Here is a 26,169-nt window from a genome sequence, read left to right as displayed (position 1 = left end):
GTTGGTATCCATAGCGGGCACCTCAGTCCAGCGAACTTACTGCAAGTATAGATTGCCCCCAACACGTAAAGGGAACAGCGCCGTATTTTGGATACTGTTTTTTCTGCTTCCTTTTTTATGGATCTGCCTCGTTTCTCTGGGCGCCGAGGCGTCAGTAAAATGTCCCTTGTCTACTCGTTGAACAATTTTCAACAAGCTGTAATCAATACTTTGAAATGAAACCGATACCAGAAAATGGTTTCAGTTTGTGTTTATCGGCGTTTCGCTTCTGTCTTTCCAAAAATGCGAGATCCGTCATAGGACCAACAGGGGGCATGCTCTAATATGCTCCCCGCACACAGGCTTATTACAGCGTGTTCAGCGTGGGACTAACAACTAAGTAAGGAAAGGCTAATGAAAAAGAAAATTCTCGCGTCTTTTATCGGGCTTGCAACACTGGGTATGGCTTCTGCTGCCAGTGCAGCGATCGAGGAAGGTCAGCTCACCATCTGGATCAACGGTGACAAAGGCTATAACGGCCTGGCTGAAGTAGGTAAGAAGTTCGAAGCAGCGACAGGCGTCAAAGTCACTGTTGCTCACCCTGACCAAGTAGAAGTTAAGTTCCAGCAGACCGCTGCTACCGGCAACGGCCCTGATATCTTCCTGTGGGCACACGATCGTTACGGCGAGTGGGCTAAATCAGGTCTGATCGTTCCGGTTACTCCAAACGCTGCTACCAAGGGCAAGTTCGAAAACTTCGCGTGGGATGCTATGCAAGTGGACGGCAAGTTCTACGGTTACCCGGTAGCTGTTGAAGCTGTTGGCCTGATCTACAACAAGAAGCTGCTGGCTACCCCGCCGAAGACTTTCGAAGAGCTGAATCAGCTGGACGAGAAACTGAAGCCTGAAGGCAAGCGTGCCGTTATGTGGGCCTACACCACTCCGTATTTCAGCTACCCGCTGGTTGCGGCTAACGGTGGTTATGCCTTCAAGAAGACTGCTACTGGCTATGATGTGAAAGATACTGGCGTGAACAATGCCGGTGCCAAGGCTGGTGTTCAATTCCTGGTTGATATGGTCAAGAGTGGTCATATGGAGAAGGGTGTTGACTACGGTGTAATGGATGCCAAGTTCTCCAAGGGTGAAGTGGCTGCCATCATCAACGGCCCATGGTCTTGGAGTAACTACGATGCTGCCAAGGTTGACTACGCTGTAGCTCCGCTGCCAACTCTGAACGGCAAGCCTGCCAAGGCTTTCGTCGGTGTGTTGGGTGCAACCATCAACGCGGCCAGCCCGAACAAGGATCTGGCGATCGAGTTCCTGGAAAACTACTTGCTGACCGATGATGGTCTGAAGTCAGTGAACAGCGACAAGCCGCTGGGCGCTGTTGCTCTGAAGTCTTTCCAAGCGACTCTGGCCAAGGATCCGCGTATTCAAGCTACCATGACCAATGCTTTGAATGGCGAGCCGATGCCTAGCGTTCCTGAAATGATTCGCTTCTGGTCATCTTTTGAAACAGCACTGAAAAATGCGACCACGGGCCGTCAGACTCTTGACGAAGCTCTGGACACCGCAGCACGTCGTATCGTGCAATAAATGATTGGGGGGCCCTGTTGATCGGGGTCTCCATTTTTTTTTGGCGTTATGAAGGTTTTTGGGCATGGAACAAATCCAGTCTGTTGATACCAATGCGGCTTCTGCCTCCAGGTCTGCCTGGATTAAATGGTTGGTTGCCTCACTGGTTGTGATTTTGAATGGCTATGCTGTTGTCATGATGTATGCCGGCGGCGAAATAGCTTTCGCTCTGTTGGACCTGGTTCTTGTTGGCACCGGTGTCTATGTGTTCCTCAACAAAAAGACTTATGCACATCGTTACATCTTCCCGGGTGTGGCGGGCATGGTCGCGTTTATCATTTTCCCGTTGGCATATACCATCAGTATTGCCTTTACCAATTACTCAGGTGCAAACCTGCTGTCATTGGAACACGCCAGCGCTTACCACCTGAAAAAGACCTATAAGGTCAAAGGTGGCGAGTTTGACTTTTCTCTGCTTGATCGGGGCGAGCAACGCTTCCAACTGTTACTCAAGCAAGATGGTGTGTCTTATATCAGCAATCCGATGCAACTGTGGACCAATGCTGAGCTGAAATCATCCTCGAATAGTTTGGCGGCGAAAGCCGAGATCAAACTGGTTCCGTTCGAGGGGGATGCTCCGGCCCCAGAAGCACCGATCCGGGAAATTGTTGGCCATAAGAGTCATTTGACCGCAATGTCTCTGCTGCTGCCGGATGGCACCCAGCTGAGCATGACCGGCATGCGAAAGTTTGCAGCGCAAAAGCCGCTGTTTACCCATTTGCAGAGTGGTTTCACTCTGAAGACCGGTATTCAGCTTAGCAATCCGCACATTCTGCGTAATAACGAGACTGGGCAAATCATGCTTCCGAATATGGAAACAGGTTACTTCCAGTACGTAAATGACGAGAATGTTTTTGTTGGTGAAGGCTTTGCTCCAGGCTTCGTCGTCAATGTGGGGTGGAAGAACTTCCTACGCATCTTGACTGACCCGGGTATTCAAGGCCCATTCCTGCAAATCTTTGTCTGGACTGTAATTTTTGCTGCTTGCTCGGTCGGCTTTACTCTAGCCATCGGTATGGTTCTGGCCTGCCTGGTGCAATGGGACGAGTTGCGAGGTCGTGGTTTCTACCGCGTCATGCTGATATTGCCTTACGCGGTGCCAGCATTCATCTCCATCCTGGTATTCAAGGGCTTGTTCAACCAGAACTTTGGTGAAATCAACATGCTCTTTGACATGTTTGGTTTTGACAAACCTGAGTGGTATACCAGCCCGATGTTAGCCAAGACCATGATTCTCATCGTGAATACTTGGTTGGGTTATCCCTACATGATCATTCTGTGTATGGGGCTGTTGAAGTCTATTCCTGAAGATTTGTACGAAGCATCCGCGATGGATGGTGCTGGTCCAATCCAGAACTTCCTCAAGATCACAGTGCCTCTGCTCATGAGACCACTGACTCCGTTGTTGATTGCTTCATTCGCCTTTAACTTCAACAACTTCGTATTGATTCAACTGTTGACCAATGGTGAACCTGACATCGTGGGTGCTACGACCCCGGCAGGTACAACCGACCTCTTGGTTAGCTACACCTACCGCATCGCGTTCCAGGGTGCTGGTGGTCAGGACTACGGTCTGGCTGGTGCAATTGCGACTGCAATCTTCCTGATTGTTGGCGCGTTGGCCCTGCTGAACCTGAAGTTGTCCAAAGTTGACAAGATTTGAGGACTTAGACAATGGCTATTGTTCAACCTAAATCAATCAAATACCGGCTGTGGGCTACTCACTTGGTGATGTTGGGCTTCATCGCATTGATTGTGTTCCCGCTCATCATGGTTATTGCCATCTCGTTCCGTACTGGTAATTTCTCGGTCGGCGAGATCATTCCTTCCAACCCGACGCTGGATCACTGGCGTCTGGCGTTAGGGATGAGCATTACCAGCGTTGATGGTAATGTCACACCACCACCATTCCCGGTACTGTTGTGGCTGTGGAACTCCATCAAGGTAGCCGGTATCACCTCTATCTTTATCGTTGTTCTTTCCACGACCTCTGCATATGCTTTCGCGCGTCTGCGGTTCCGTGGTAAAGAAACGATTTTGAAAGGTATGCTGATATTCCAGATGTTCCCTGCCGTACTGGCTCTGGTTGCCATCTATGCCTTGTTTGACAAGATTGGTGACTATGTTCCTTGGCTCGGGTTGAATACTCACGGTGGTCTGATTCTGGGCTACATGGGGGGTATCGCTCTGCATGTGTGGACCATCAAGGGATACTTCGAGACGATCGATCCGTCTCTGGAGGAAGCGGCAGCGATTGACGGTGCAACGCCTTGGCAGGCTTTCCGTCTGATTCTGTTGCCTCTTTCTGTTCCGATTCTGGCTGTGGTGTTCATCCTTTCCTTTATCGGTTCAATCACTGAGGTTCCTATGGCCTCCATCCTGTTGTCAGACGTAAACAACCTGACACTCGCGGTGGGTGCTCAACAGTACCTCTATCCACAGAATTATCTGTGGGGTGACTTTGCCGCTGCGGCTGTAATGTCCGGCTTACCCATCACCATCGTATTCCTGCTGGCTCAACGCTGGTTGGTTGGCGGCCTGACCGCTGGTGGCGTTAAGGGTTAAAAAATATGTTAGGGGGAGAGAGGCCTCTCCCCTGAATTGGTTTCCATATAATTTTCGATTTTTACAGCGGAGCGACTCATGGCTGAAGTAGTTCTGAATAATGTTCGCAAGAATTATGATCCTTCTTCTCTGAAAGACACACTGCGCAACATTAATCTCAATATTAAAGAAGGCGAGTTTGTTGTCTTCGTAGGTCCGTCTGGTTGTGGTAAATCTACGCTGTTGCGTATGGTTGCCGGCTTGGAAGACATCACCTCCGGTGAGTTGACTATTGGTGGCCGTTACATGAACGATGTACCGCCGGTAGAGCGGAACGTGGGCATGGTATTCCAATCCTATGCGCTTTATCCGCATATGGATGTTTATGAAAATATGGCATTCGGCCTCAAGCTGAAGAAAATGGACAAGGATTCTATCCACAAGCGCGTTTCCCGTGCGGCGGATATTCTGGGTCTGGTTCCGTTGCTGGAGCGCAAGCCGAAGGCTCTGTCCGGTGGTCAACGGCAACGTGTGGCGATCGGCCGTTCTATCGTGCAACAACCATCGGTTTTCCTGTTTGATGAACCTTTGTCAAACCTGGATGCTGCGCTGCGCGTCAAGATGCGGATCGAAATCGCCAAGCTGCATAAAGAGCTGAACTCCACCATCATCTATGTTACCCATGACCAGGTTGAAGCAATGACCCTGGCCGACAAGATTGTGGTTCTGAGTCCGCTCAAGGATACCGCCGAGAGCAATCTGGAGCAGTACGGTTCACCATTGGATCTGTATCACAATCCATCCAATAAGTTCGTGGCTGGTTTCATCGGCTCACCGAAGATGAACTTCCTGGATGGCGAGCTGATCGAGATTGGTGAAGACAAGTGTAAGGTGAAGCTGACGACTGGCGACATCATCACTGCTTGCGTCGATGCGCGTCGTGCTGAAGTAGGTGACAAGGTTGAACTGGGTGTTCGCCCTGAACATCTGGTACCGGTCGATCATCCGGATGCTGCTGGCCGCTTGTCTGGTCTGGTTCAGGTTGCCGAGCACTTGGGTGCAGAATCGTTCGTGTATATGGAAGTTGATGGTAAAGACTTTACCGTCAAGGCCGCCAGTGAAATCCCGGTTGATACCGGTGATACCCTGGAAGTCGGTGTTCCTGCTCAGGCGTGCTACCTGTTCGACAGTAAAGAACAGGCGTTCCCACGGACAACCAAGTACAACCGTTCTTAATACAGAGCGTTTAGTAGAAGCGGGGCTTATGCCCCGCTTTTTATTGCGCTAATTGGGTCATCCAAGCATAAAAAAACGCCGCTAGCATAGCGGCGTTTGTTTTTTGCAGGAATTACAGTTTGTCGGCGTTAGAGGCGAGATATTTGGCAACGCCCTCGGGCGATGCTTCCATACCGGTCTGGCCCTTCTGCCACTGTGCCGGACATACTTCGCCGTGTTCCTCATGGAACTGCAGGGCATCAACCATACGCAACATTTCATCAATGTTCCGGCCCAGCGGCAGGTCATTGACAACTTGATGACGGACTAATCCGGCTTTATCGATCAGGAATGAACCGCGGAAGGCAACGCCTGCTTCCGGGTGCTCTACGTCATAAGCCTTGCAGATTTCGTGTTTGACATCTGCGACCAATGGATACTTGACGGCACCAATACCGCCATCAGCAATCTTGGTATTACGCCAAGCGTTATGCGTGAACTGGGAATCGATGGAGACCCCAATTACTTCAACGCCGCGCTTTTGGAATTCCTCGAAGCGGTGGTCAAATGCAATCAGTTCTGATGGGCAGACAAAGGTGAAGTCAAGCGGGTAGAAGAAAACAACCGCAGCCTTACCTTTGATGAATGAGCTCAGATTGAAACTATCAACGATCTCACCATTACCTAAAACTGCCGCAGCGGTGAAGTCGGGTGCAGGACGTCCTACCAGTACCATGTTGTTCTCCTTTGAGTGATGACAAAGTGACACGCACATTTTTTATATTAGACAAGCTCGAGTCTAAACCTTGTTCTATTTGTGTTAAATTAAAAAAAATAGATAACCCTAATCGTATTTTCCGATGAGTCGTTGGCCCAGCCTGAAGCAGTTACACTATCTGGTGGCTCTTGCCGAATGCCAGAATTTTAATCGCGCGGCAAAACAGTGTTTTGTCAGCCAGTCGACCCTGAGCACGGGGATCCAGACACTAGAAGAGTTGCTGGGTGTGCAGTTGATCGAGCGAGATCATAAGGCATTCATCATTACCATGGCGGGGCTTGAGGTTGTCGACCGTGCGCGCCGTATCCTCTCCCAGACCAAGGATATGCTGGATTTGGCATCGGTTCAGGGGGGCGTCATGAGTGGTACGCTGCGCCTTGGTTGCATTCCTACCATTGCGCCATTCCTGCTCTCTGATCTGGTGACTCAGAGCTCGTTGCAATTCCCCGAGCTGCAACTTCTGCTGCGTGAAGACACGTCTGCCAATTTACTGCTGCAGTTGGAAGCCGGGGAGCTGGATTTGCTGGTGTTAGCTCTACCCTATGAGTTGCGGGGTTTGCATAGCCGCAGTGTCGGTCATGATCCCTTCAAATTGGTTTTACACCGCTCTCTTGCCGCACAGCTGGAAAACTCTGCCGACTATCGCTTGCTACCCGATCAGTCGATCTATCTCCTGGAGCAAGAGCATTGCCTTACAGGGCATGCCTTGGCCGCTTGTCATATGGCGGATAGAAGTAAGATTAATCCGTTTGCGGCTACGAGCCTTTACACCTTGATCCAGATGGTATCGGCCCGGGTCGGAGCAACCTTTCTCCCGCAGATGGCGATTCATAGTGGTGTGTTACAGCGAACCGAACTCGTGGCTTTATCGCCGTCGGTCCAGTTAGCCTCACGGGAGATTGGGCTGGTATGGCGACCCAGCTCTACACGGGTCGAAACCTTTTATACGTTTGGCAATCTGGTTGCCGACTGTCTGGCCGCTTGCTGCAGATAAAAAAATCCCGGCACCTAGGCCGGGTTATAAGGGGCTTAATCGTAAAACAAAGGGGTTGCAAACTCGCTCAGGGAACATTGGGACTAACCAACTTCAGAGCATGGGGTCATAGTAGAGGTTTTGTAGTTTTATTTCAATATTCAGATCGTGAGTGGCGAATAAAAGACACCAATGAAACTGTTTTCAGTTAGGTTGGTAGTAATATTTCAATATTGTCGTCCACGTATTGCCCTTGACTCGCCATCTTGGTGTCGCTGGATGTCCACGCCGTCGCGTGTTGCTTGATCCGAACTAGCCGTGTCACTAGACTGTGCGCTTCTTGTAAAACCAGAGGTGCCCATGCAGGTTTCTGATTTCAATTTTGCCTTGCCCGATGAACTGATTGCACGGTATCCGATGCCTGAACGAACTGCGAGTCGCTTGCTGAAATTAGCGGGGGACAGTGGACAGATTAGCCATGGCAGTTTCATGGATCTACTCGATTTGCTTCATGCTGGTGACCTTCTGGTTTTCAACAACACCCGGGTGATTCCTGCGCGCTTGTTTGGGCAAAAAGCCAGTGGCGGCAAACTGGAGGTTCTGGTTGAACGGATCCTCGACTCGCATTCAGTTCTTGCCCATGTCCGATCTTCCAAGGCACCCAAACCCGGAACTTTGCTGCAGTTTGAACAGGGAATCGAGGCGACCATGGTGGCGCGTCATGATGCGCTGTTTGAGTTGCATTTTTCCGGTGAGCAAAATGTGATCTCTATTCTAGAGGCGATTGGCCATATGCCGTTGCCGCCCTATATTGATCGGCCGGATGAGCAAGCGGATAAAGAGCGATACCAGACGGTTTATAACGCCAAGCCCGGTGCGGTTGCCGCGCCGACGGCTGGCTTACACTTCGATGCGGCACTGCTTGATGCACTACGAGCCAAGGGAGTGGAGTTTGCCTTTGTGACGCTGCATGTCGGAGCCGGGACATTTCAACCGGTGCGCGTCGATCGCATCGAAGATCACCACATGCATAAGGAATATGTCGAAGTTCCTGATGAAGTGGTGAAACAAATTGCCAACACCCGTCAACGTGGTGGTCGAGTGGTGGCGGTGGGTACTACGTCTGTGCGCTCCTTAGAAAGTGCCGCCCGCGTCAGTCAGCAACAGGGCACCGACCTGAGTGCTTTTTATGGCGATACGGATATCTTTATTTTCCCCGGTTATCAGTTCCAGGTCGTTGATGCACTGATCACCAATTTTCATCTGCCGGAATCTACATTGATCATGCTGGTATCGGCCTTTGCTGGTTATTCCCATGTCATGGCCGCCTACCAGGCCGCCGTCACCGAGCGCTATCGCTTCTTCAGCTACGGTGATGCCATGTTTGTTACGAGGTCGCGCTAAGTTCGCGGTCATCACTTTGTCAGACTGTTTCTCTGACCTTGAGGTTCATATGAAGTTTGAATTGAAAAAAGTAGTGGGTCGCGCGCGCCGCGGTCAGTTGGTGTTCGAACGCGGTACTGTGCAGACTCCCGCTTTCATGCCAGTCGGTACCTATGGCACCGTCAAGGGGATGACCCCGGAAGAGGTCAAGGCCACCGGCGCCGAGATCCTGCTCGGAAATACCTTCCACTTGTGGATCCGTCCTGGGCAAGAGGTGATGAAAAAGCATGGAGATCTCCATGATTTCATGAACTGGCATGGCCCGATCCTGACCGACTCCGGCGGTTTCCAAGTGTTCAGCCTGGGTGATATTCGCAAAATTACCGAAGAGGGCGTGCACTTCCGCAATCCGGTTAATGGGGAAAAAATCTTCTTGTCCCCGGAAAAGTCGATGGAGATCCAGTATGACCTGGGTTCCGATATCGTGATGATCTTTGATGAGTGCACACCGTACCCGGCAACATGGGAAGTGGCCAAGAAATCAATGGAGATGTCTCTGCGTTGGGCGGATCGTTCCCGTGCGCACTTCAACCTGCAAAATAACTCAAATGCGCTATTCGGCATTATTCAAGGGGGCGTCTATGAAGATCTGCGGGATATTTCCCTCAAGGGGCTGCTGAATATTGGTTTTGATGGTTATGCGGTTGGTGGTCTGGCGGTGGGTGAGCCCAAAGCGGATATGCACCGTATTCTGGAACATGTGTGTCCTCAGATCCCGGAGGATAAACCCCGCTATCTTATGGGTGTCGGTAAGCCGGAGGATCTCGTGGAAGGTGTTCGTCGTGGTATCGACATGTTTGATTGTGTGATGCCGACTCGCAATGCCCGCAACGGTCATCTTTTCACCACCGATGGTGTGGTAAAAATCCGCAATGCTCAGCATAAAGACGACACCTCAACCCTTGATGCAGACTGTGATTGCTACACCTGTCAAAATTATTCACGCTCCTACTTGCACCACCTGGATCGCTGTAATGAAATCCTCGGCGCGCGTTTGAACACCATCCATAACCTGCGCTATTACCAGCGCCTGATGCAAGGTTTGCGGGACGCAATCGATGCGGGTACATTAGACGCCTTTGTCGAAGAATTCTATCGCCGCCAAGGCAAGCCAACGCCGTCTTTGGCTGATTAACTACAACATCAACATAAGTAATAACGAGGAAACACAATGGATATTATCTCCAAGGCTTATGCCGAGGGCGCTGCACCGGGTCCTGCGGGTGGTGGAATGGAAATGATCATCATGCTGGCCGTATTCGGCCTGATCTTCTATTTCATGATCTTTCGCCCACAATCCAAGCGCGCGAAAGAACACAAAAATCTGATGTCCTCACTGGGTAAGGGGGATGAAGTCCTGACGTCCGGGGGGCTGGTGGGCAAGATCAGCAAGGTTGCGGCTGATAGTGATTTTCTGGTGCTGGCATTGAATGATCAAACTCAGATCACCATCAAGAAAGACTACATCACAGCTGTCTTGCCGAAGGGCACTATTCAGTCTCTGTAATTTGCCGTTAGGAGTCAGCCGTGTTAAATCGGTTTCCGCTATGGAAAAACCTGCTGGTGGTGCTGGTCGTCATCGTAGGTTTTCTCTATTCAGCCCCCAATCTGTACGGTGAAGATCCTGCTTTGCAGGTCTCCGCTGCCCGTGGTGCTGAGGTTCAAGCCTCAACGCTGGATGATGTTAAGAAAATTCTCGATACACACAGTCTGAAGTTCAAGTCTGCGGTACTGGAAAAAGGCCAGATCCTGGTTCGCTTTACCAATACCGACGATCAACTCAAGTCCAAGGAATTGGTGACAACGGCCTTGGGTGATCAGTTCATTGTGGCGTTGAACCTGGCTCCGGCCACTCCGGCGTGGCTGACGGCTATCGGTGCTGGTCCGCTGAAGCTGGGCCTTGATCTGCGCGGCGGTGTGCACTTCCTGATGGAAGTGGATATGGCCGAGGCGTTGAGTAAGTCTCAGGATCAGATGGTTCAGGATTTCCGCGCTGAACTGCGCGGCAAAGACATTCGCTATGCGGCCGTGCGTCGCAATGGTGGTGATGTGGTCGTTGCTTTCCGTGATCAGGTATCCCAGCAGGCAGGCCTGACCGAGTTACGCGCCAAGCATCCCGATCTGCTGTTTGTGGATCAGGAGCGCAATGGCCAATTCTTGGTAACGGCTTCCATGAGTGAAGCAAAACTCAAGGAAACCAAGAGTTACGCGCTGGAGCAGAACATCAATATCATCCGGAATCGGGTGAATGAATTGGGGGTGGCGGAACCTCTGGTTCAACGTCAAGGTGCCGAACGCATCGTGGTTGAACTGCCGGGGATCCAGGATACCGCACGCGCCAAGGAAATTCTTGGTGCGACGGCGACACTCGAGTTCCGCATGGTGGATGATTCGGCGGATTTGGCCAGCGCCGCTGCCGGTCGAGTTCCTGCCAATTCACAGCTCTACACCGATCGCAGTGGCCGCCCAGTTGTATTGCAAAAGCGAGTTATTTTGACGGGTAACCACATCGTGGATGCCAAGTCAGGTGCTGATGAGTACAGCCGACCACAGGTGAATATCAGCCTGGATAGCCTGGGCGGTAATAAGATGTCCACGTTCACCAAGGATAGCGTTGGCAAATCCATGGCGACCGTGTTCATCGAGTTCAAGCCAGTCGGGGAACCTGGCCCAGATGGTAAGCGTAAATTCCGTAAGCATGAAGAGGTGGTGAACGTCGCCACTATCCAGTCACGCCTCGGAAATAACTTCCGCATTACCGGGATTGATAATCCGCAAGAGGCTCATAACCTGGCGTTGTTGCTGCGTGCGGGTGCCCTGATCGCGCCGATCCAGATTGTCGAAGAGCGCACCATTGGCCCGAGCATGGGGCAGCAGAATATCGACAGTGGTCTGCGTGCCATGGCGTTGGGGATGGGTGTCTTGGTGCTGTTTATGGCCCTGTACTATCGCAAGTTTGGTCTGGTGGCCAACTTGGCGCTGTGCTTCAACGTTGTCTTGCTGGTCGGCATCATGTCCATGATCCCGGGGGCTACCATGACCTTGCCTGGCATTGCCGGTATCGTCCTGACCCTCGGCATGGCGGTGGATGCCAACGTTCTCATCTATGAGCGGATCCGCGAAGAGTTGCGCGAAGGGCGCAGTCCTCAACAAGCGATTAATCTCGGTTATGAGCGTGCATTTGCCACCATCGCCGACTCCAACATCACCACGCTGATTACGGCCTTCATTCTGTTCTCTGTGGGGTCAGGTCCGGTGCGCGGTTTTGCTTTGGTGCTGATGATCGGTATTGCCAGTTCCATGTTTACCGCCATCACAGCCAGCCGTGCTGTGGTGAACCTGTTATGGGGTGGTAAGCGTTTGAACGATCTGTCCATTTGAGGGTGATGCAATGTTCCAATTATTAAAACCGGGCCATGTGATCCCCTTTATGCGTTTGGCATTTCCGGCGACTCTGATGTCGCTGGCTATTATTGCTTTCTGCATTTTCAGCCTTGCCACGCGCGGGCTGAATTGGGGACTGGATTTTACCGGCGGTACCATAGTTGAGTTAAATTATGAGCAGCCGGTTGAGCTCAATACCGTCCGGACCGCTCTGGTTGAGCAAAAAATCGAAGGAGCTGTTGTACAGTTCTTTGGTTCAACCCGTGATGTTCTCATCCGGCTGGCGCCCAAAGGCGAGGTCAATCAACAGCAATTAGCAACTGCGGTCACAACGGCAGGCAAGGCTGTATCCGAATCGGTGAAGCTGAGTCGATTGGAGTTTGTTGGACCGGCGGTGGGAGCTGAACTGGCGCAGAGTGGCTTCTTGGCGATTGTCGCTTCGTTGCTGTGTATCCTGGCCTATGTTGGTTTTCGCTTTGAATGGCGGATGGCGACAGGGGCGGTCCTGTCATTAGCGCACGATGTGCTGGTGACGCTGGGGGTCTTCTCCTGGTTCCAGTTCGAGTTCGATTTGACCGTATTGGCAGCTGTGATGACGGTTGTGGGCTATTCGCTCAACGATACCATAGTCGTATTTGACCGGGTTCGGGAGAACGCACGCCGCCTGCGGAAGGGCGATATGCAGGAAATTATCGATATTTCGATGACCGAGACCTTAAGCCGGACCTTGATCACCTCAGGAACCACCTTGTTTACCGTGGTTGCTCTGTTCGTGATGGGGGGGCCTTTGATCCATGGCTTTGCCACAGCCCTGCTGATCGGCATCGGCTTTGGTACTTACTCCTCTATCTATGTTGCTAGTGCCTGGGCGATGTACCTGAAGGTTCGCCGTGAACATTTGTTGCCGGTAGAAGTGAGCAAGGACGATTCGGAAGTTGAATCACTATAAAGCTCTAGAGATGACAAAGGCGCCTTATGGCGCCTTTTGCTTATCTTGGTCTGAATTTTTCTGTTTTATATTCCCCGTGATGAGCGGAACCTCTCTATCTGTGGTGTAGAGGGAAATCCCTCTGAACTTTGCATGACAAATGCGAGCGAGCCCCTTAACATTAACGACATCAAACCTGTCCGGGTTTTGGAGCTCTCATTGGATTTTAGAAATGGATTTGCGCAGTTTGTCTGCGTGCTGGTTTTGTCGTCACTTTATGGTTGTAGCAGCATGGATGCCGCCACCCAAGGTCAGGCTCGAAATGACAAGCCTGTGGCCGTATTGGCTGTTCCCCTGCAAGTCAGCTATCAGAATGAATTGGCTTTGGCGAAAATCGGCCAATTGCTATCCTCTCCCGATCTGAATCCTGATCAGCGGGCTGAACTCTATTATGAGCGTGGAGTGGTATTTGATCGGGTTGGCTTGCGAACCATGGCGCGTATTGATTTCAATCGTGCCTTACGTGAACGTCCCGACTTCGCCGAAGCCTATAATTTTATCGGCGTTTATCTGACCCAGCAGCAGAGCTTTGACGAGGCTTATGATGCCTTTGATTCGGCACTGGAACTGGCTCCCGACTATGATTATGCCTTCCTCAATCGCGGGATCGCTTTGTATTACGGACAGCGGGCCAAGCTGGCGGTCGAAGATCTTTCCGAGTTTTATCGTCGACGCCCCGAGGATCCCTATCGCGTGTTATGGCTCTATATGGCCGAGCACGAGGTGAACAAGGAACAAGCCGATAAGGCGTTATTGCGTCGGTTTAAACAGCACTCGGGGGATGAGTGGGGCTGGTCTATTGTCTCGGTGTTTGCCGGTCAGCAATCGGAGTCCGAATTCATTTCCAAGCTGGCTCAGAGCTCACGCAATAATAAAGAGTTAGCCGAGCGGTTGTGTGAAAGTTATTTCTATCTCGGCAAGCTCCATCTGCTGCAGGGAGAGCACGCACTGGCGGCGAGTTATTTCAAATTATCGATGGCCAATAATGTCTATGACTTTATCGAGCATCGATATGCGATGCTGGAGCTGTTGTTGCTCGACCCCAAGCTGGCCGATGAAGAGGCCACCATGTGAGCTGACCGCCATTAATCATCGCTGTCATGATGAGTATAAAAAACGGGACCTTCGAGGTCCCGTTTTTATGGGTGGTGCTGCATCATTCGGTCTGGATGGACATACCCGCGATGCGGTGCCAATAGCCATTGCATTCACCTGCTTGTAAGGCGATTGCAGGGCCTTGTCCAGTACGGGCCTGGTCAAACTGTGCCAGCCAGGACCAAGTCTCGTCACCCTGGGGGCTAAGGCGTACCACATCGACCAAGCCTGCCATCGAGGGCAAGTCCCGGATCAGGTTATAGCAATAACCGGATTGAGTCTGGATGCCGTTGAGCACAAACACGGCATCGCCCTCCTGACTCTCGGCGACTCGACCTTGTGGATAGGCCAAACAAGCCAGCTCACACTGATCCTTGGGCTTGTTCTCCGCTCGGGCCGTAAAACAGCGCGCAGAGTAAGCCAGAGGCAGGTGGCCGTAGGCAAATAACTCGACCTCGAAACGCTGACGGATCTGGCGATCTGTACAATCATTCAGTAGCTGTTGCAGCCAGTCACGGGACAGCTCTACCGGCATGACCCAGCGTTGCATCCCTTTTCGTACCAGCAGTTCAACCACGTCGGCGTTATAGCAATTGATGGCAGGTCCGCAGACGAAGGGCAACCCTGCTTCGAACGCCAGTTGTATGGTTCCCAGATCATTGGCTTCGATCATCAATTCGCCATTCTCAATCCAGCGTTTCATTTCGGTGAGTTCTGAAGGCGACTGGATCAGGGCTAGCGTCGACAGCACCACCTGCTTGCCGCTTTCCCGCAGGGGATGGGCCAGTTTCAACCAGTCGGCCAACCGCATCTCCCGGCGTTTACTGCAGACTGTTTCGCCCAGATAGACGATATCCACTGCGCTATCGCAGGCTTGGCGATAAAAGCTGTCAATAGTGGCCTTTGGCCAGAAGTAGAGCAGGGGACCCAGAGATAACTTCATAACATGCTCCTTACTGCCATTGCCGATGATAGGCGCCGAGGGTGGTTTGGCTGCCTTCAGATACCGCAGCCAACTGTTGATCCCATGCGGCCTTCACGGCATAGGCTTGTGGATTGGCGAGGTAGCTGTCGATGGCGGCCCGCCAGACTCGGGTTACCTGTTCCACGTAGGCTGGACTGCGCTGACGGCCTTCGATCTTGACCGAGCGCACACCACAAGCGAATAACTCCGGCAGCAAGGATAGGGTATTGAGACTGGTGGGCTCTTCCAGGGTGTGAAATAGCTGCTCGCCAACGCGGTAGCGCCCCTTGCACAGCGTCGGATAACCCGCATTTTCACCTGGTGCATAGCGATCGATAAGCACCTCATTGAGTCGGGATTCCAGGCCGTCTGGCGTCTCTTGCCAACGGACAAAGCGCGCGGGTGAGCAGGCCCCCACAGTATTGGGGCTCTCGCCGGTGAGATAGGAGGAGAGGTAGCAGCGACCTTCGGCCATGATGCAAAGGCTGCCAAAGGCAAACACTTCCAGCTCGGCTGTCGTTTCTCGGGCCAGTTGTTTGACCTGATGGATCGACAACACCCGGGGTAAGACGACCCGTTTGATGTTGAAATTATCCTGATAAAAACGCACGGCAGCGCTGTTGGTGGCGGAGGCTTGCACCGACAGGTGGATCTCCATCTGTGGATAGCGTTGTCGGGTGTAATCCAGGACCGCGATATCGGCGATGATCAGCGCATCGGCACCGAGATCCACCGCCCGATCCACGGCTTGCCGCCAGCGATTTCCGGCATCCGGATGGGCAAAGGTGTTGATGGCGACATGGAGTTTGCGTCCGTGCTGATGGATATATTCAGCTCCACGCGCCAGCTTTTTGTCATCAAAGTTCAGGCCTGCAAAATGTCGGGCATTGGTGTCGTCTTTAAAGCCGATAAACACGGCATCGGCACCTTGATCGATGGCCGCTTTCAGCGCAGGTAAATTACCGGCCGGACAGAGTAATTCCATGGCATTTTCCACTTCTCGTTGAATGGTTGGCATTGTAGAGAGCGGAGTGGGACTGGGTTTTGACTTGAGGCAGTTTTCTGTCACCCTGCGGGAGAAACTTGATTTTCAACAGAAATCCCTGCGGTGAAATGTGATTAGATGCAACTCTGTCCTTTGAGGAGATCTGAATAGTGTTCACCCGTTTGCATCATATGCTGGTTTCACGCGCCCCTGATATGCTGCGCATCCCCGCTCGTCTGGTCCCTTTTCCCCTGCAACAAGCGTTGATGGGCCATGGTTTGCGCCTGATATTCAAGGAGGCGCTGGCGGATGGTGATTTTGAGTTCTTGCAAGACAAGTGGCTGAAGATTGCCATTGAGGATCTGGGACTGGCATGGTTTATCAGTTATCAGAGTGAGCAACTGCTGATAGCCGAGGCCGCCCCCCGGGTGGATGTCAGCTTTGCTGCGCAACTCAATGACTTGATCCTGATCGCCGGTCGTAAAGAGGATCCGGATAGCCTGTTCTTCCAGCGGCGACTCCGCATTGAGGGGGATACGGAGTTGGGGTTGGAAGTCAAAAACCTGATGGACAGTATTGACCTGGATGTGCTGCCAAGTTTACTCAAACATGGATTGACGGATCTGGCCAGTTTTGTGCAGCGCGGGTTACCGCTTAATCCGGCACAACCGGCTTGAGTCGCGTCTAAAGATCAATGGGGTATCTTGTGGTGTCGGAAGTGGCTGCGCCGCTGCAGGCAAATGAGTGCCCAGGCCACGAGCGGTAGACTGAGCAATTGCAGCCACAATGCCAGGGGTTGGCGCCATAACAGCAGTACCAGCCCAATCTGGATAAAGGGCTGTAATTCATACAGCCACTCGGGTGTCATTCTGAGCTTGTTAGCGTAGCGGATGTTGTCGGTGCGGCGATTACCGGAACGCATCACCCAAATCAGCGTGCCGCAGGTATAGAGCAACAGACCGGCAAACAGCAGTAAGGGTTGCTTTGTGATGACCAAGAAAAACAGCCCAGCCAGAATGTACAGTAGGGGGAGCGACTCGTAGAGCAGACGTGGCAGCATGGGGGTGTCCTCGCAAGGAGATAACCGCCCTTCAAAGATAGATAATAAATGTCACTTCGGCAATGCATTCCCGGGAAGAGGGACAAGCCAGGCCGTGCATGTTAAAGTTCGCGCTTCGTTCGATTAAGTCAGCCTTCCTTGATGTTAGATAATATCCGCATTGTTCTGGTCAATACCTCCCATCCCGGTAATATCGGCTCTGCCGCGCGCGCCATGAAAACCATGGGCATTCACGACTTAGTGTTGGTGGATCCGGTGGAGGCACCGAATGGTCAGACCATCGCCATGGCTGCTGGGGCTGTGGATGTGTTGGCAAACGCTCGTACCGTCACCTCATTGGCGGAGGCCGTTGCGGACTGTGGCCTGGTCATTGGTTCCAGTGCCAGAAGCCGGACTCTGGAGTGGCCATTGCTGGACCCGCGTGAGGCAGGAGCCAAGTCCATCCTCGAATCGACGCAACACAAGGTTGCTCTGGTGTTTGGCCGTGAGCGCACGGGTCTGACGAACGAGGAGTTGCAGCAGTGCCATTATCACGTCTGCATTCCAGCCAATCCCGACTACAGCTCGTTGAATTTGGCAATGGCGGTGCAGACGATTTGTTATGAAGTGCGGATGCATCATCTGGCCAACGACAGGGTACCCGAGACCGTGGATGATTATCCACAACAGCAGGATTTAGATCGTTTTTATGCTCATCTGGAACAGTTGCTGCTTCAGGTTAACTTCCTGCGTACCGACCATCCGGGCCAGGTGATGAGCAAACTCCGTCGCGTGTTTAACCGCGCGCGACCCGATAGCCAAGAGTTGAATATCTTACGCGGTATCCTGACCGCAGTGCAGAAAACGCTACGTAATACCTGACTCAACGGTAGGGTTAAATACTTGACTAAAAGACTCGGACATGGGAGCATGATCACAGCTTAATGTGATAGGGTGCTTTGCCATGAGACTGACTTCTAAAGGGCGTTATGCCGTCACCGCACTACTCGATGTGGCGTTACATGCTGAACAGGGGCCCGTTCCCCTGGCTGATATTTCCGAGCGGCAAGGCATTTCACTTTCCTATCTGGAACAACTATTTTCCAAGCTGCGCAAGCAAGGCCTGGTGGCGAGTGTGCGTGGGCCGGGCGGTGGCTATCGCCTGGGGATGGATGCCAACACTATTTCCATTGGCAAGGTGATCTCGGCCGTGAATGAGTCGGTCGATGCCACTCGTTGTCATGGCCAGCATGGTTGCCAGGGTGGAACTCAATGCCTGACGCATTCTCTGTGGCGCGATCTGAGTAGCCGGATCAGTAATTTTCTGGACGAAATTACGCTGGGTGAACTGGTGACCCAGGCTGATGTGAAGCGGATTGCGGAACGACAAGACAAACAAAAACAGGTGGTGGTATCCCATGGTCACAAGTTGGAAATTGATCCGGTGAATGTCACCGTCCAACTGGGCTAAATGATACCCCAACCCTTTTCGAGGTGTTTGAACAATGAAGCTGCCGATTTATCTGGATTACTCTGCCACTACGCCTGTGGATCCTCGTGTTGCCGAGAAGATGATGCAATGCCTGACCCTGGATGGCATCTTTGGTAACCCGGCCTCGCGTTCCCACCGTTTCGGCTGGCAAGCCGAAGAGGTGGTCGATGAGGCGCGCAACCACATCGCCGATCTGATTGGTGCCGACCCCCGTGAAATCGTCTTTACCTCCGGGGCCACCGAATCCAATAATCTGGCCATCAAGGGCATTGCGCACTTCTATCAGAAGCAGGGTAAACACATCATCACCTGCAAGACGGAACACAAGGCGGTACTGGATCCCTGCCGTTATCTGGAAGGTGAAGGCTTTGAGGTTACCTATCTGGATCCGCAGCCGAATGGCTTGGTGACCTTGCAACAGCTCGAAGCCGCCATGCGCGATGACACTATTCTGGTGAGTCTGATGCATGTGAATAACGAAATCGGAGTGATCCAGGATGTGGCGGCGATTGGTGAGCTGTGCCGGGCACGCAAGATTTTCTTCCATGTCGATGCCGCGCAAAGCGTGGGCAAAATTGCCATCGATGTGGAAGCGATGAAGATTGATCTGCTCTCCATGTCCGCACACAAGATCTATGGTCCCAAGGGGATCGGCGCTCTGTTCGTCCGCCGTAAGCCACGGGTGCGTCTGGAAGCCCAGATGCATGGTGGTGGTCATGAGCGCGGCATGCGTTCCGGTACTCTGCCCACACACCAGATCGTCGGCATGGGTGAGGCTTTCCGCATTGCCAAGCTGGAAATGGCGGACGAAGAAGCCCGGATCCTGACCCTGCGGGATCGGTTGTGGCAAGGCCTCAAAGATATCGAAGAGGTCTATATCAACGGTGATCTGGAACGCCGGGTCCCGGGTAATTTGAATGTTAGCTTTGCCTATGTGGAAGGTGAATCCCTCATCATGGCGCTCAAGGATCTGGCGGTCTCTTCCGGTTCGGCTTGTACCTCTGCCAGCCTAGAGCCCTCCTACGTATTGCGGGCTTTGGGCTTGAGTGATGAGCTGGCACACAGCTCCATTCGTTTCTCTATCGGCCGCTTTACCACGGAAGAGGAAATTGATTACACGGTGAAGTTGTTGAATGAATCGATCAGTCGCTTACGCGAGATGTCACCGTTATGGGACATGTTCAAGGATGGTGTCGACCTGACCAAGGTCGAGTGGGTTCATCACTAAGCCGTTAGAATGCAGTTAGTTGGAGGTGATACATGGCGTACAGCGAGAAAGTCATTGACCATTATGAAAACCCACGTAACGTTGGGTCTTTCGATAAGAATGATCCCAATGTCGCAACGGGAATGGTCGGCGCACCAGCCTGTGGTGATGTGATGAAGTTGCAACTCAAGGTCAACGATGCTGGCGTGATTGAAGACGCCAAATTCAAGACCTATGGCTGTGGCTCGGCTATTGCGTCCAGCTCTCTGGTCACTGAATGGGTGAAGGGGAAGACGCTGGAGCAGGCTCAGGCGATCAAGAATACCGATATCGCCGAAGAGTTGGCCTTGCCGCCAGTGAAGATCCATTGCTCGATCCTGGCCGAAGATGCTATCAAGGCAGCCATTGCCGATTACAAGCAAAAGAAAGGCCTCGAGTAAGTATTTAGAAGGTGGATGAGAGATGGCTGTAACCATGACAGAGGCCGCTGCCGAGCGGGTCAAAAAATTCCTGCAAAGCCGTGGCAAGGGGATTGGCCTGCGCCTTGGCGTGAAAACCTCCGGCTGCTCAGGCATGGCCTATGTACTGGAGTTTGTTGACGAAACCCAGGGTGATGATGAAGTGTTCAACATCGCTGGTGTCAACATTATCGTCGACAGCAAGAGTCTCATCTATCTGGACGGCACTGAGCTGGACTTTGTTAAAGAAGGTTTGAACGAAGGCTTCAAGTTCAACAACCCGAACAAGACAGGGGAGTGTGGTTGCGGCGAGAGCTTCACGGTATAGCAGCAGCTCCCCGGGGTGGCAAATGGCTCGGCCGTTTGTCACCCTTTTTGGTCATTATCACCGACGCCTGGTCTTGAGAGTGCATCGTGAATTATTTCGAGCTGTTTCAACTCCCCGCGCAATTCGAACTGGATAGCCATCAGTTGGCTGAAACCTATCGCCAATTGCAGCAACAGTTCCACCCCGATCGCGTGGCATCGGCGCCAGAAAATGAGCGCCTGCTCGCCATGCAGCAAGCCAGCAACATCAATGCTGCCTATCAGACCCTGAAAGATCCCCTGGCCCGCGCCGAGTACCTGCTGATGTTGCAGGGGTTGGACATCCGTGGTGAGCAACAAACACTGCAAGATACGACATTTCTGATCCAGCAATTGACCTGGCGTGAAGAGCTGGAGGAACTGCGGGAGTCTGCAGATCCGGAAGCAGGTATTCCAATCTTTGAACAGCGGATCAGCAGTGAATTCAATCATTTGATGCTTGCCCTGCAGCAAGCTCTCGCCGCAGCAGAACTGACTTCTGCTGCCGATCTTATTCGCAAGCTCAAGTTCGTACGCAAACTGCGCGAAGAATTGAGCCGGCTCGAAGACTCTTTGATGGACTTGTAACTTTTCATGGCCTTATTACACATTGCCGAACCCGGCCTCAGCGCCGCTCCCCATCAACACAAGTGGGCGGTAGGAATCGATTTGGGAACCACCAATTCACTGGTGGCCGTGGTGCGCAGTGCCAGCGCTGAAACCCTGGCGGATGAGCAGGGGCGTCACCTGTTACCGTCCGTCGTGCATTATCAAGCCGATGGCCTGCGAGTTGGCCATGAGGCCAAACAGGGGGCCGCCCAGGACCCGCGCAATACGCTGTCGTCCATCAAACGTTTGATGGGTAAAGCCGCCAGTGACGTGGATGAACAACGTCTGCCTTACCAGTTCAGTGCCAATCTCCATGGCATGGCGCAGATTGAAACGGTGCAAGGCGCGGTGAATCCGGTCCAGGTCTCTGCTGAAATTCTCAAGGCTCTGGCTCAACGCGCAACTCATACTCTGGGCGCTGAGCTCGACGGCGTGGTGATTACCGTGCCGGCCTATTTCAACGATGCCCAACGTCAGGCGACCAAGGACGCGGCCCTGCTCGCCGGTCTACATGTCTTGCGCCTGCTGAATGAACCGACAGCAGCGGCGGTGGCCTATGGCCTGGACTCCGGTCAGGAAGGCTTGATTGCTGTCTATGATTTAGGGGGCGGAACCTTTGATATCTCCATTCTGCGTTTGCATCGTGGTGTGTTCGAAGTTTTGGCCACCGGCGGTGACTCCGCACTGGGTGGGGATGACTTTGATCATCTGCTGGCCGACTGGTTACTGGCGCAAGCAGCACCGACTGACGCGTTAACACCGGAGCAGCAGCGCGAGTTGCTGGACTTGGCCTGTGCAGTCAAACAACGACTGACCGATGTTCCGAGCGTCGCTGCCAGCTTCTTGGGCTGGCAGGGTGAGGTGAGCCGTGCTCTGTTCGAGTCGCTGATCGAGCCGTTGGTGAAGAAAACCTTGCTCTCCTGTCGCCGTGCGCTCAAAGACGCCGAGGTCGAGGCCGCCGAGGTCCTGCAGGTGGTGATGGTTGGTGGTTCGACGCGCGTACCTCTGGTGCGGGAGCGGGTTGGCGCCTTCTTTGGCCGTACCCCTTTGACCAGTATCGATCCGGACAAGGTTGTGGCTATTGGCGCCGCTATCCAGGCCGATGTGCTGGTGGGTAACAAGCCTGAGACCGAGATGTTATTGCTGGATGTGATCCCGTTGTCCTTGGGGCTTGAGACCATGGGCGGGCTGGTGGAGAAGATCATTCCGCGCAATACCACCATACCCGTGGCGCGGGCCCAGGAGTTCACCACCTTCAAGGATGGGCAGACGGCGATGGCCCTGCATGTGGTGCAAGGCGAGCGGGAGCTGGTTAGCGACTGTCGCTCGCTGGCGCGTTTTACCCTGCGTGATATTCCTCCTCTAGCTGCCGGGGCCGCCCATATCCGGGTGACCTTCCAGGTGGATGCAGATGGCCTGCTGGCCGTCAGCGCCCAGGAAAAGAGTTCCGGCGTGCAAGCGGCCATCGAGGTCAAACCCTCCTATGGATTGCATGAGGATGAAATCGCCAACATGCTGCGGGATTCATTGCGCTTTGCTGAACAGGATATCCAGGCCCGCATGCTGGCAGAACAGCAAGTCGAGGCCGATCGGGTACTCGAGGGCGTCGAGCAGGCGCTGATCAAGGATGGTGCGACCCTGTTGGAGCGAGGAGATCGGGCGGTGATTGAAACCGCGCTGACCCGCTTGCGAGTGTGCCGCCAGGGTTCAGATGTGGAGGCTATCAAATCCGCCATCACCGAGGTTGACCATTGCACGGCCGAATTTGCCGCCCGCCGGATGGACGCCTCCATCCGTCACGCCCTACAAGGGCAACAGATAGACAAGGTGTAATATGCCGAAGATTATTTTTCTGCCGCACGAGACCCTGTGTCCGGAAGGCTTGGTTGTCGATGCAACCCGCGGTGAAACCATCCTCGATGTGGCGCTGCAGCACCATATTGAGATCGAACATGCCTGCGAGAAGTCCTGTGCCTGCACTACCTGCCATTGTGTCGTGCGTGAAGGCTTCGACTCCCTGGAGCCCAGCGATGAGCTGGAGGATGACATGTTGGATAAAGCCTGGGGCTTGGAGCCGGAATCTCGACTCAGCTGTCAGGCTCGGGTTGCGGATGCCGATCTGGTGGTGGATATACCCAAATACACTATCAATCTGGCTTCCGAACGTCACTAGGCTGCCGGACTATGCCCTCGTCCCGGATGCTCCAGATGCAGCCAATTATGCTGGTCTGGATCAGCAAAGCCGCATAAATTAAAGGCCATGCCACCCAGGTGTGGCCTTTTGCATTCATCGTCACTGTTTCTGAAAAAGGATTGCCAGCCCTATGTCCGCCATTATGAAAGTCATGCTTGCCGATCATCCCGCCGATGCCCAATGGGGGGATAAGGCGCTTATCAGTTTTAACCAGAGTGGCACCGCGATCCATCTGGTCGGTAGTGAAGCCGAGTGTTTACGCCTGATCCAGCGCGCTGGCCGTCGCCTCGATAGTCAGGGAATCAAACAGATTGCTCTGGTTGGCAGTGATTGGGATCTGGAGCGCCGCTACGCCTTCTATCAGGGGTTCTACAATCCTCGTGCTGGCCAAAGTCTGTATCTCGGCGATATGGCTGCCGCCGAACAGCGTCAGCTGGATGCGTTGCTCGAAGTCACGCGCTGGGTACGCCAGCTCACCAATGCCACGCCGGAGGAGTTGTATCCGCAAACCTTAGCGGAACAAGCGGCGACCTTTATCGGTCAGCAGGCTCCAGAAGCGATCAGTTTCGAGATCATCAGTGGCGAAGCCCTCAAGGATCAGGGCCATATCGGCATCTACCAGGTGGGTCGCGGCAGTGCGCGAGTGCCCGCCCTGATGGTACTGGACTATAACCCCAGTGGCGATCCATCGGCTCCGGTGGCCGCCTGTCTGGTGGGTAAAGGAATCACTTTTGATTCGGGCGGTTACAGCCTCAAAGATTCCGATAACATGCTGCCGATGAAATCGGACATGGGAGGGGCCGCTATGGTTAGCGGCGCGTTAGCGCTCGCCATCCGACAAGGGCTCAAGGCGCGGGTAAAACTATTCTTGTGCTGCGCTGAAAATCTGGTCAGCGGCGATGCATTCAAACTGGGCGATATCTTTACCTATCGCAACGGCGTGAGTGTGGAGATCCTGAATACCGATGCGGAAGGGCGACTGGTATTAGCCGACGGCCTGCTGTGTGCTGCTGAAACCGGGACCCGACATATTCTGGATGCTGCTACCCTGACCGGAGCCGCCAAGGTGGCGTTGGGACGGGATTATCACGCAGTGCTCAGTCTGGACGAGATGCGCTCACTGCAACTGTGCCGTTGGGCCAGTGAAGAGAACGAGAAATCCTGGCCATTGCCGTTGGAAAGCTGGCATCTGGGGCAGCTGACCTCCAACTTTGCTGAATTGGGCAATGTAGCCTCTGCGGAGGGAACGGCCGGTGCGACTACGGCGGCCGCCTTCCTGTCCCGGTTTGTGCCGTCTGGTATGGACTGGGTACATATGGACCTTTCCGCGTCCTATCAGAAAAATGGTAATGAGCTGTGGGCCGCGGGTGGTAAGGGGCATGGCGTGCGGACCATAGCCCGCTGGTTGCGGGAGGTGTGTGCATGATGCAGATCCATCTGGTTACTCATCCGGCACCTGCCGAGTGGGGGGAGAATAATCTGGTGAGCCATAGCACCCATGGCTTGCAGATCCACCTGCCGGATGGCTCGGCGTTAATGACGCTGCAACAGGCGGCGCGTCGCATTGCCGGGCTGGGTATCAAGGCGGTCCAGTTGATGGGTCACTGGAGCATGCCGCAACAATGGGCTTTTGCCCAAGGCTATATGCCGACTGCCGGGGCGGAGACCGTGACCCTGCGCTGGGCGGACGCGCCGGAAGTCGAACTACTGGAGTTGGAGCAACGACTATATTGTGCCACCTGGGTTCGACGACTGACGAATCTGTCTCCCCAGGAGCTAGGACCTCTGGATTTGGCGCTGGAAAGTGTCACCTTCCTCTCCGAACTCGCCCCCACGCAAATCAGTCATCGCATCCTCAAGGGGGATGCGTTGCTGGAGGCTGGATGGGTTGGCCTGCATGCAGTGGGACGGGCTAGTCGACGTGAGCCGGTGCTGCTGGAGCTGGATTTCAATCCAACTCGCGACCGTCGGGCGCCCGTTGCCGCCTGCCTGGTTGGCAAGGGGATCACCTTCGACTCTGGCGGATACAGTCTCAAGAGTTCAGAAGGTATGTTGACCATGAAGAGTGACATGGGCGGAGCAGCCTTACTGGCAGGCGCTCTGGGCTTTGCCATCCAGCAAGGCTTGAACCAACGGGTGAAACTCTTCTTGTGCTGTGCCGAGAATCTGGTAAATGACAACGCCTTCAAGCTGGGGGACATACTGCACTACAAGAATGGTGTCAGTGTCGAAGTGGTCAATACCGATGCCGAAGGACGGCTCGTGTTGGCAGATGGCTTGTTGGCGGCCGCAGAAACCGGTGCACCACTGATCATCGATGCTGCGACGTTGACCGGTGCGGCCTATATGGCACTGGGCGGGCATTATCATGGCCTGTTTGCATTGGATAATGCCTTGCAGAGCCGCTTTATGCTGCATGCCGAGCAGCAAGCCGAGGACTTTTGGCCGTTGCCCCTAGCGCGTTGGCACCGGCAGCAGTGTCCTTCCCACTATGCCGATACCACCAACTCCCGACCGATGAAGGGCGGTGGTCCGGGTGGCGCCTCCAACGCCGCGGGGTTTCTCTCCCGCTTTGTTCCGCGTGAGGGCGAAGGTTGGTTGCATCTGGATTTGGCTGCCGCCTTCAGCGACAACGGCAGTTCACTCTGGGCTGCAGGCGCTACGGCGGCGGGTATGACGACGATTGCGCGTTGCCTATTGGCCGAAACGGCCCGGTGAGCATGCGCTCAGTAACAACAAGGGGAAGCCGGTGGCTTCCCCTTTTTTTATGTGCGCCGGGCATGGCGCGCAGCGCCGTGACAGGCGCTATCCGGTCACCGTGGTGGTGATGGGATGACTTGGA

At 53.6% G+C, this 26,169-nt stretch carries 26 protein-coding genes; 22 read left to right on the top strand and 4 right to left on the bottom strand.

All coding sequences use genetic code 11. The features are described from left to right. Positions 1-393: 393 nt before the first annotated feature. The 4 genes from malE to ACYVG7_RS15185 all read left to right on the top strand — a co-directional run bounded on the left by malE (position 394) and on the right by ACYVG7_RS15185 (position 5,394). Entirely contained in the window at positions 394-1,575 is a 1,182-nt protein-coding gene (malE, locus tag ACYVG7_RS15200; protein ID WP_460883940.1) for a maltose/maltodextrin ABC transporter substrate-binding protein MalE, read from the top strand. 64 nt (positions 1,576-1,639) lie between these two features. Further along, positions 1,640-3,277, top strand: a complete 1,638-nt coding sequence (gene malF, locus ACYVG7_RS15195) for a maltose ABC transporter permease MalF (protein ID WP_460883939.1) — start codon at positions 1,640-1,642, stop codon at positions 3,275-3,277. Positions 3,278-3,288: 11 nt separating this feature from the next. Next, positions 3,289-4,179, top strand: coding sequence for a maltose ABC transporter permease MalG (gene malG / locus ACYVG7_RS15190; RefSeq protein ID WP_460883938.1), 891 nt, complete (start codon positions 3,289-3,291; stop codon positions 4,177-4,179). A 78-nt stretch (positions 4,180-4,257) separates the two neighbouring features. Continuing rightward, positions 4,258-5,394, top strand: coding sequence for an ABC transporter ATP-binding protein (locus ACYVG7_RS15185; protein ID WP_460883937.1), 1,137 nt, complete (start codon positions 4,258-4,260; stop codon positions 5,392-5,394). Between the two features lie 112 nt (positions 5,395-5,506). Here ACYVG7_RS15185 and ACYVG7_RS15180 read toward each other — a convergent pair whose 3' ends face one another. Further along, entirely contained in the window at positions 5,507-6,109 is a 603-nt protein-coding gene (locus tag ACYVG7_RS15180) for a peroxiredoxin C (protein ID WP_460883936.1), read from the bottom strand. A 124-nt stretch (positions 6,110-6,233) separates the two neighbouring features. Here ACYVG7_RS15180 and ACYVG7_RS15175 point away from each other — a divergent pair, with 124 nt between their 5' ends. The 7 genes from ACYVG7_RS15175 (at position 6,234) to nlpI (ending at position 14,013) form a co-directional block, all read left to right on the top strand. Next, a complete protein-coding gene (locus tag ACYVG7_RS15175) occupies positions 6,234-7,145 on the top strand; it encodes a LysR substrate-binding domain-containing protein (RefSeq protein WP_460883935.1) in 912 nt (303 codons plus the stop codon). 339 nt (positions 7,146-7,484) lie between these two features. After that, the gene (queA, locus tag ACYVG7_RS15170) at positions 7,485-8,528 is read left to right on the top strand and encodes a tRNA preQ1(34) S-adenosylmethionine ribosyltransferase-isomerase QueA (RefSeq protein ID WP_460883934.1); all 1,044 of its coding nucleotides are present in this window, start codon (positions 7,485-7,487) and stop codon (positions 8,526-8,528) included. Positions 8,529-8,577: 49 nt separating this feature from the next. Beyond that, positions 8,578-9,702: a tRNA guanosine(34) transglycosylase Tgt gene (tgt, locus tag ACYVG7_RS15165; RefSeq protein WP_460883933.1), complete on the top strand. Its 1,125-nt coding sequence runs from the start codon at positions 8,578-8,580 to the stop codon at positions 9,700-9,702. A 36-nt stretch (positions 9,703-9,738) separates the two neighbouring features. Then, on the top strand, positions 9,739-10,074 hold the full coding sequence (yajC, locus tag ACYVG7_RS15160) for a preprotein translocase subunit YajC (RefSeq protein ID WP_460883932.1): 336 nt from the start codon (positions 9,739-9,741) through the stop codon (positions 10,072-10,074). Between the two features lie 20 nt (positions 10,075-10,094). Further along, complete coding sequence (gene secD, locus ACYVG7_RS15155; RefSeq protein ID WP_460883931.1) at positions 10,095-11,948, top strand: protein translocase subunit SecD; 1,854 nt, start codon at positions 10,095-10,097, stop codon at positions 11,946-11,948. Between the two features lie 10 nt (positions 11,949-11,958). Continuing rightward, the gene (gene secF / locus ACYVG7_RS15150) at positions 11,959-12,900 is read left to right on the top strand and encodes a protein translocase subunit SecF (protein ID WP_460883930.1); all 942 of its coding nucleotides are present in this window, start codon (positions 11,959-11,961) and stop codon (positions 12,898-12,900) included. A 186-nt stretch (positions 12,901-13,086) separates the two neighbouring features. Then, complete coding sequence (nlpI, locus tag ACYVG7_RS15145) at positions 13,087-14,013, top strand: lipoprotein NlpI (RefSeq protein ID WP_460883942.1); 927 nt, start codon at positions 13,087-13,089, stop codon at positions 14,011-14,013. Between the two features lie 82 nt (positions 14,014-14,095). On the opposite strand, the gene ACYVG7_RS15140 is transcribed toward nlpI, so the two are convergent. After that, positions 14,096-14,977, bottom strand: a complete 882-nt coding sequence (locus tag ACYVG7_RS15140; RefSeq protein WP_460883929.1) for a U32 family peptidase — start codon at positions 14,975-14,977, stop codon at positions 14,096-14,098. 10 nt (positions 14,978-14,987) lie between these two features. Further along, positions 14,988-15,983, bottom strand: a complete 996-nt coding sequence (gene ubiU / locus ACYVG7_RS15135) for a ubiquinone anaerobic biosynthesis protein UbiU (RefSeq protein WP_460883928.1) — start codon at positions 15,981-15,983, stop codon at positions 14,988-14,990. A gap of 170 nt (positions 15,984-16,153) precedes the next feature. On the opposite strand from ubiU, the gene ubiT reads away from it, so the two are divergent. After that, positions 16,154-16,660 (top strand): ubiquinone anaerobic biosynthesis accessory factor UbiT, encoded by a 507-nt coding sequence (gene ubiT / locus ACYVG7_RS15130; RefSeq protein WP_460883927.1) that lies wholly within the window; start codon positions 16,154-16,156, stop codon positions 16,658-16,660. A 14-nt stretch (positions 16,661-16,674) separates the two neighbouring features. On the opposite strand, the gene ACYVG7_RS15125 is transcribed toward ubiT, so the two are convergent. Further along, positions 16,675-17,043 carry a hypothetical protein gene (locus ACYVG7_RS15125; protein ID WP_460883926.1) on the bottom strand — a complete coding sequence of 123 codons (369 nt, stop codon included), beginning with the start codon at positions 17,041-17,043 and terminating at the stop codon, positions 16,675-16,677. Positions 17,044-17,184: 141 nt separating this feature from the next. On the opposite strand from ACYVG7_RS15125, the gene trmJ reads away from it, so the two are divergent. The 10 genes from trmJ (at position 17,185) to pepB (ACYVG7_RS15075) (ending at position 26,045) form a co-directional block, all read left to right on the top strand. Next, positions 17,185-17,904, top strand: coding sequence for a tRNA (cytosine(32)/uridine(32)-2'-O)-methyltransferase TrmJ (gene trmJ / locus ACYVG7_RS15120; protein WP_460883925.1), 720 nt, complete (start codon positions 17,185-17,187; stop codon positions 17,902-17,904). 82 nt (positions 17,905-17,986) lie between these two features. Further along, positions 17,987-18,493 (top strand): Fe-S cluster assembly transcriptional regulator IscR, encoded by a 507-nt coding sequence (gene iscR / locus ACYVG7_RS15115; protein ID WP_460883924.1) that lies wholly within the window; start codon positions 17,987-17,989, stop codon positions 18,491-18,493. A gap of 34 nt (positions 18,494-18,527) precedes the next feature. Then, on the top strand, positions 18,528-19,742 hold the full coding sequence (locus ACYVG7_RS15110; protein WP_460883923.1) for an IscS subfamily cysteine desulfurase: 1,215 nt from the start codon (positions 18,528-18,530) through the stop codon (positions 19,740-19,742). A 32-nt stretch (positions 19,743-19,774) separates the two neighbouring features. Beyond that, positions 19,775-20,161, top strand: a complete 387-nt coding sequence (gene iscU, locus ACYVG7_RS15105) for a Fe-S cluster assembly scaffold IscU (RefSeq protein WP_460883922.1) — start codon at positions 19,775-19,777, stop codon at positions 20,159-20,161. Between the two features lie 22 nt (positions 20,162-20,183). Continuing rightward, on the top strand, positions 20,184-20,507 hold the full coding sequence (gene iscA, locus ACYVG7_RS15100; RefSeq protein WP_460883921.1) for an iron-sulfur cluster assembly protein IscA: 324 nt from the start codon (positions 20,184-20,186) through the stop codon (positions 20,505-20,507). Between the two features lie 86 nt (positions 20,508-20,593). Next, complete coding sequence (hscB, locus tag ACYVG7_RS15095; protein WP_460883920.1) at positions 20,594-21,112, top strand: co-chaperone HscB; 519 nt, start codon at positions 20,594-20,596, stop codon at positions 21,110-21,112. 6 nt (positions 21,113-21,118) lie between these two features. Next, complete coding sequence (gene hscA, locus ACYVG7_RS15090; protein WP_460883919.1) at positions 21,119-22,966, top strand: Fe-S protein assembly chaperone HscA; 1,848 nt, start codon at positions 21,119-21,121, stop codon at positions 22,964-22,966. Between the two features lies 1 nt (position 22,967). Then, entirely contained in the window at positions 22,968-23,306 is a 339-nt protein-coding gene (gene fdx / locus ACYVG7_RS15085; RefSeq protein WP_460883918.1) for an ISC system 2Fe-2S type ferredoxin, read from the top strand. Between the two features lie 151 nt (positions 23,307-23,457). Further along, positions 23,458-24,753, top strand: a complete 1,296-nt coding sequence (gene pepB, locus ACYVG7_RS15080; RefSeq protein ID WP_460883917.1) for an aminopeptidase PepB — start codon at positions 23,458-23,460, stop codon at positions 24,751-24,753. Next, complete coding sequence (pepB, locus tag ACYVG7_RS15075) at positions 24,753-26,045, top strand: aminopeptidase PepB (RefSeq protein WP_460883941.1); 1,293 nt, start codon at positions 24,753-24,755, stop codon at positions 26,043-26,045. Before pepB (ACYVG7_RS15080) ends, pepB (ACYVG7_RS15075) begins: the two co-directional genes overlap by 1 nt. The last annotated feature ends 124 nt before the right edge of the window (positions 26,046-26,169 follow it).

It is taken from the genome of Pseudaeromonas pectinilytica (genome assembly GCF_054780855.1).
This window is presented reverse-complemented; position numbering and strand designations above follow the sequence as displayed.

What these genes read in the sequence shown, in the direction of transcription:
- ACYVG7_RS15185 (WP_460883937.1), top strand. Translation starts at nt 4,258, where the DNA reads ATGGCTGAAGTAGTTCTGAATAATGTTCGCAAGAATTATGATCCTTCT.
- iscA (WP_460883921.1), top strand. Translation starts at nt 20,184, where the DNA reads ATGGCTGTAACCATGACAGAGGCCGCTGCCGAGCGGGTCAAAAAATTC.
- ACYVG7_RS15110 (WP_460883923.1), top strand. Translation starts at nt 18,528, where the DNA reads ATGAAGCTGCCGATTTATCTGGATTACTCTGCCACTACGCCTGTGGAT.
- pepB (WP_460883941.1), top strand. Translation starts at nt 24,753, where the DNA reads ATGCAGATCCATCTGGTTACTCATCCGGCACCTGCCGAGTGGGGGGAG.
- yajC (WP_460883932.1), top strand. Translation starts at nt 9,739, where the DNA reads ATGGATATTATCTCCAAGGCTTATGCCGAGGGCGCTGCACCGGGTCCT.
- malG (WP_460883938.1), top strand. Translation starts at nt 3,289, where the DNA reads ATGGCTATTGTTCAACCTAAATCAATCAAATACCGGCTGTGGGCTACT.
- secF (WP_460883930.1), top strand. Translation starts at nt 11,959, where the DNA reads ATGTTCCAATTATTAAAACCGGGCCATGTGATCCCCTTTATGCGTTTG.
- pepB (WP_460883917.1), top strand. Translation starts at nt 23,458, where the DNA reads ATGTCCGCCATTATGAAAGTCATGCTTGCCGATCATCCCGCCGATGCC.
- ACYVG7_RS15175 (WP_460883935.1), top strand. Translation starts at nt 6,234, where the DNA reads ATGAGTCGTTGGCCCAGCCTGAAGCAGTTACACTATCTGGTGGCTCTT.
- ACYVG7_RS15140 (WP_460883929.1), bottom strand. Translation starts at nt 14,977, where the DNA reads ATGAAGTTATCTCTGGGTCCCCTGCTCTACTTCTGGCCAAAGGCCACT.
- tgt (WP_460883933.1), top strand. Translation starts at nt 8,578, where the DNA reads ATGAAGTTTGAATTGAAAAAAGTAGTGGGTCGCGCGCGCCGCGGTCAG.
- trmJ (WP_460883925.1), top strand. Translation starts at nt 17,185, where the DNA reads ATGTTAGATAATATCCGCATTGTTCTGGTCAATACCTCCCATCCCGGT.
- queA (WP_460883934.1), top strand. Translation starts at nt 7,485, where the DNA reads ATGCAGGTTTCTGATTTCAATTTTGCCTTGCCCGATGAACTGATTGCA.
- malE (WP_460883940.1), top strand. Translation starts at nt 394, where the DNA reads ATGAAAAAGAAAATTCTCGCGTCTTTTATCGGGCTTGCAACACTGGGT.
- hscA (WP_460883919.1), top strand. Translation starts at nt 21,119, where the DNA reads ATGGCCTTATTACACATTGCCGAACCCGGCCTCAGCGCCGCTCCCCAT.
- malF (WP_460883939.1), top strand. Translation starts at nt 1,640, where the DNA reads ATGGAACAAATCCAGTCTGTTGATACCAATGCGGCTTCTGCCTCCAGG.
- ACYVG7_RS15180 (WP_460883936.1), bottom strand. Translation starts at nt 6,109, where the DNA reads ATGGTACTGGTAGGACGTCCTGCACCCGACTTCACCGCTGCGGCAGTT.
- fdx (WP_460883918.1), top strand. Translation starts at nt 22,968, where the DNA reads ATGCCGAAGATTATTTTTCTGCCGCACGAGACCCTGTGTCCGGAAGGC.
- ACYVG7_RS15125 (WP_460883926.1), bottom strand. Translation starts at nt 17,043, where the DNA reads ATGCTGCCACGTCTGCTCTACGAGTCGCTCCCCCTACTGTACATTCTG.
- iscU (WP_460883922.1), top strand. Translation starts at nt 19,775, where the DNA reads ATGGCGTACAGCGAGAAAGTCATTGACCATTATGAAAACCCACGTAAC.
- iscR (WP_460883924.1), top strand. Translation starts at nt 17,987, where the DNA reads ATGAGACTGACTTCTAAAGGGCGTTATGCCGTCACCGCACTACTCGAT.
- ubiU (WP_460883928.1), bottom strand. Translation starts at nt 15,983, where the DNA reads ATGGAATTACTCTGTCCGGCCGGTAATTTACCTGCGCTGAAAGCGGCC.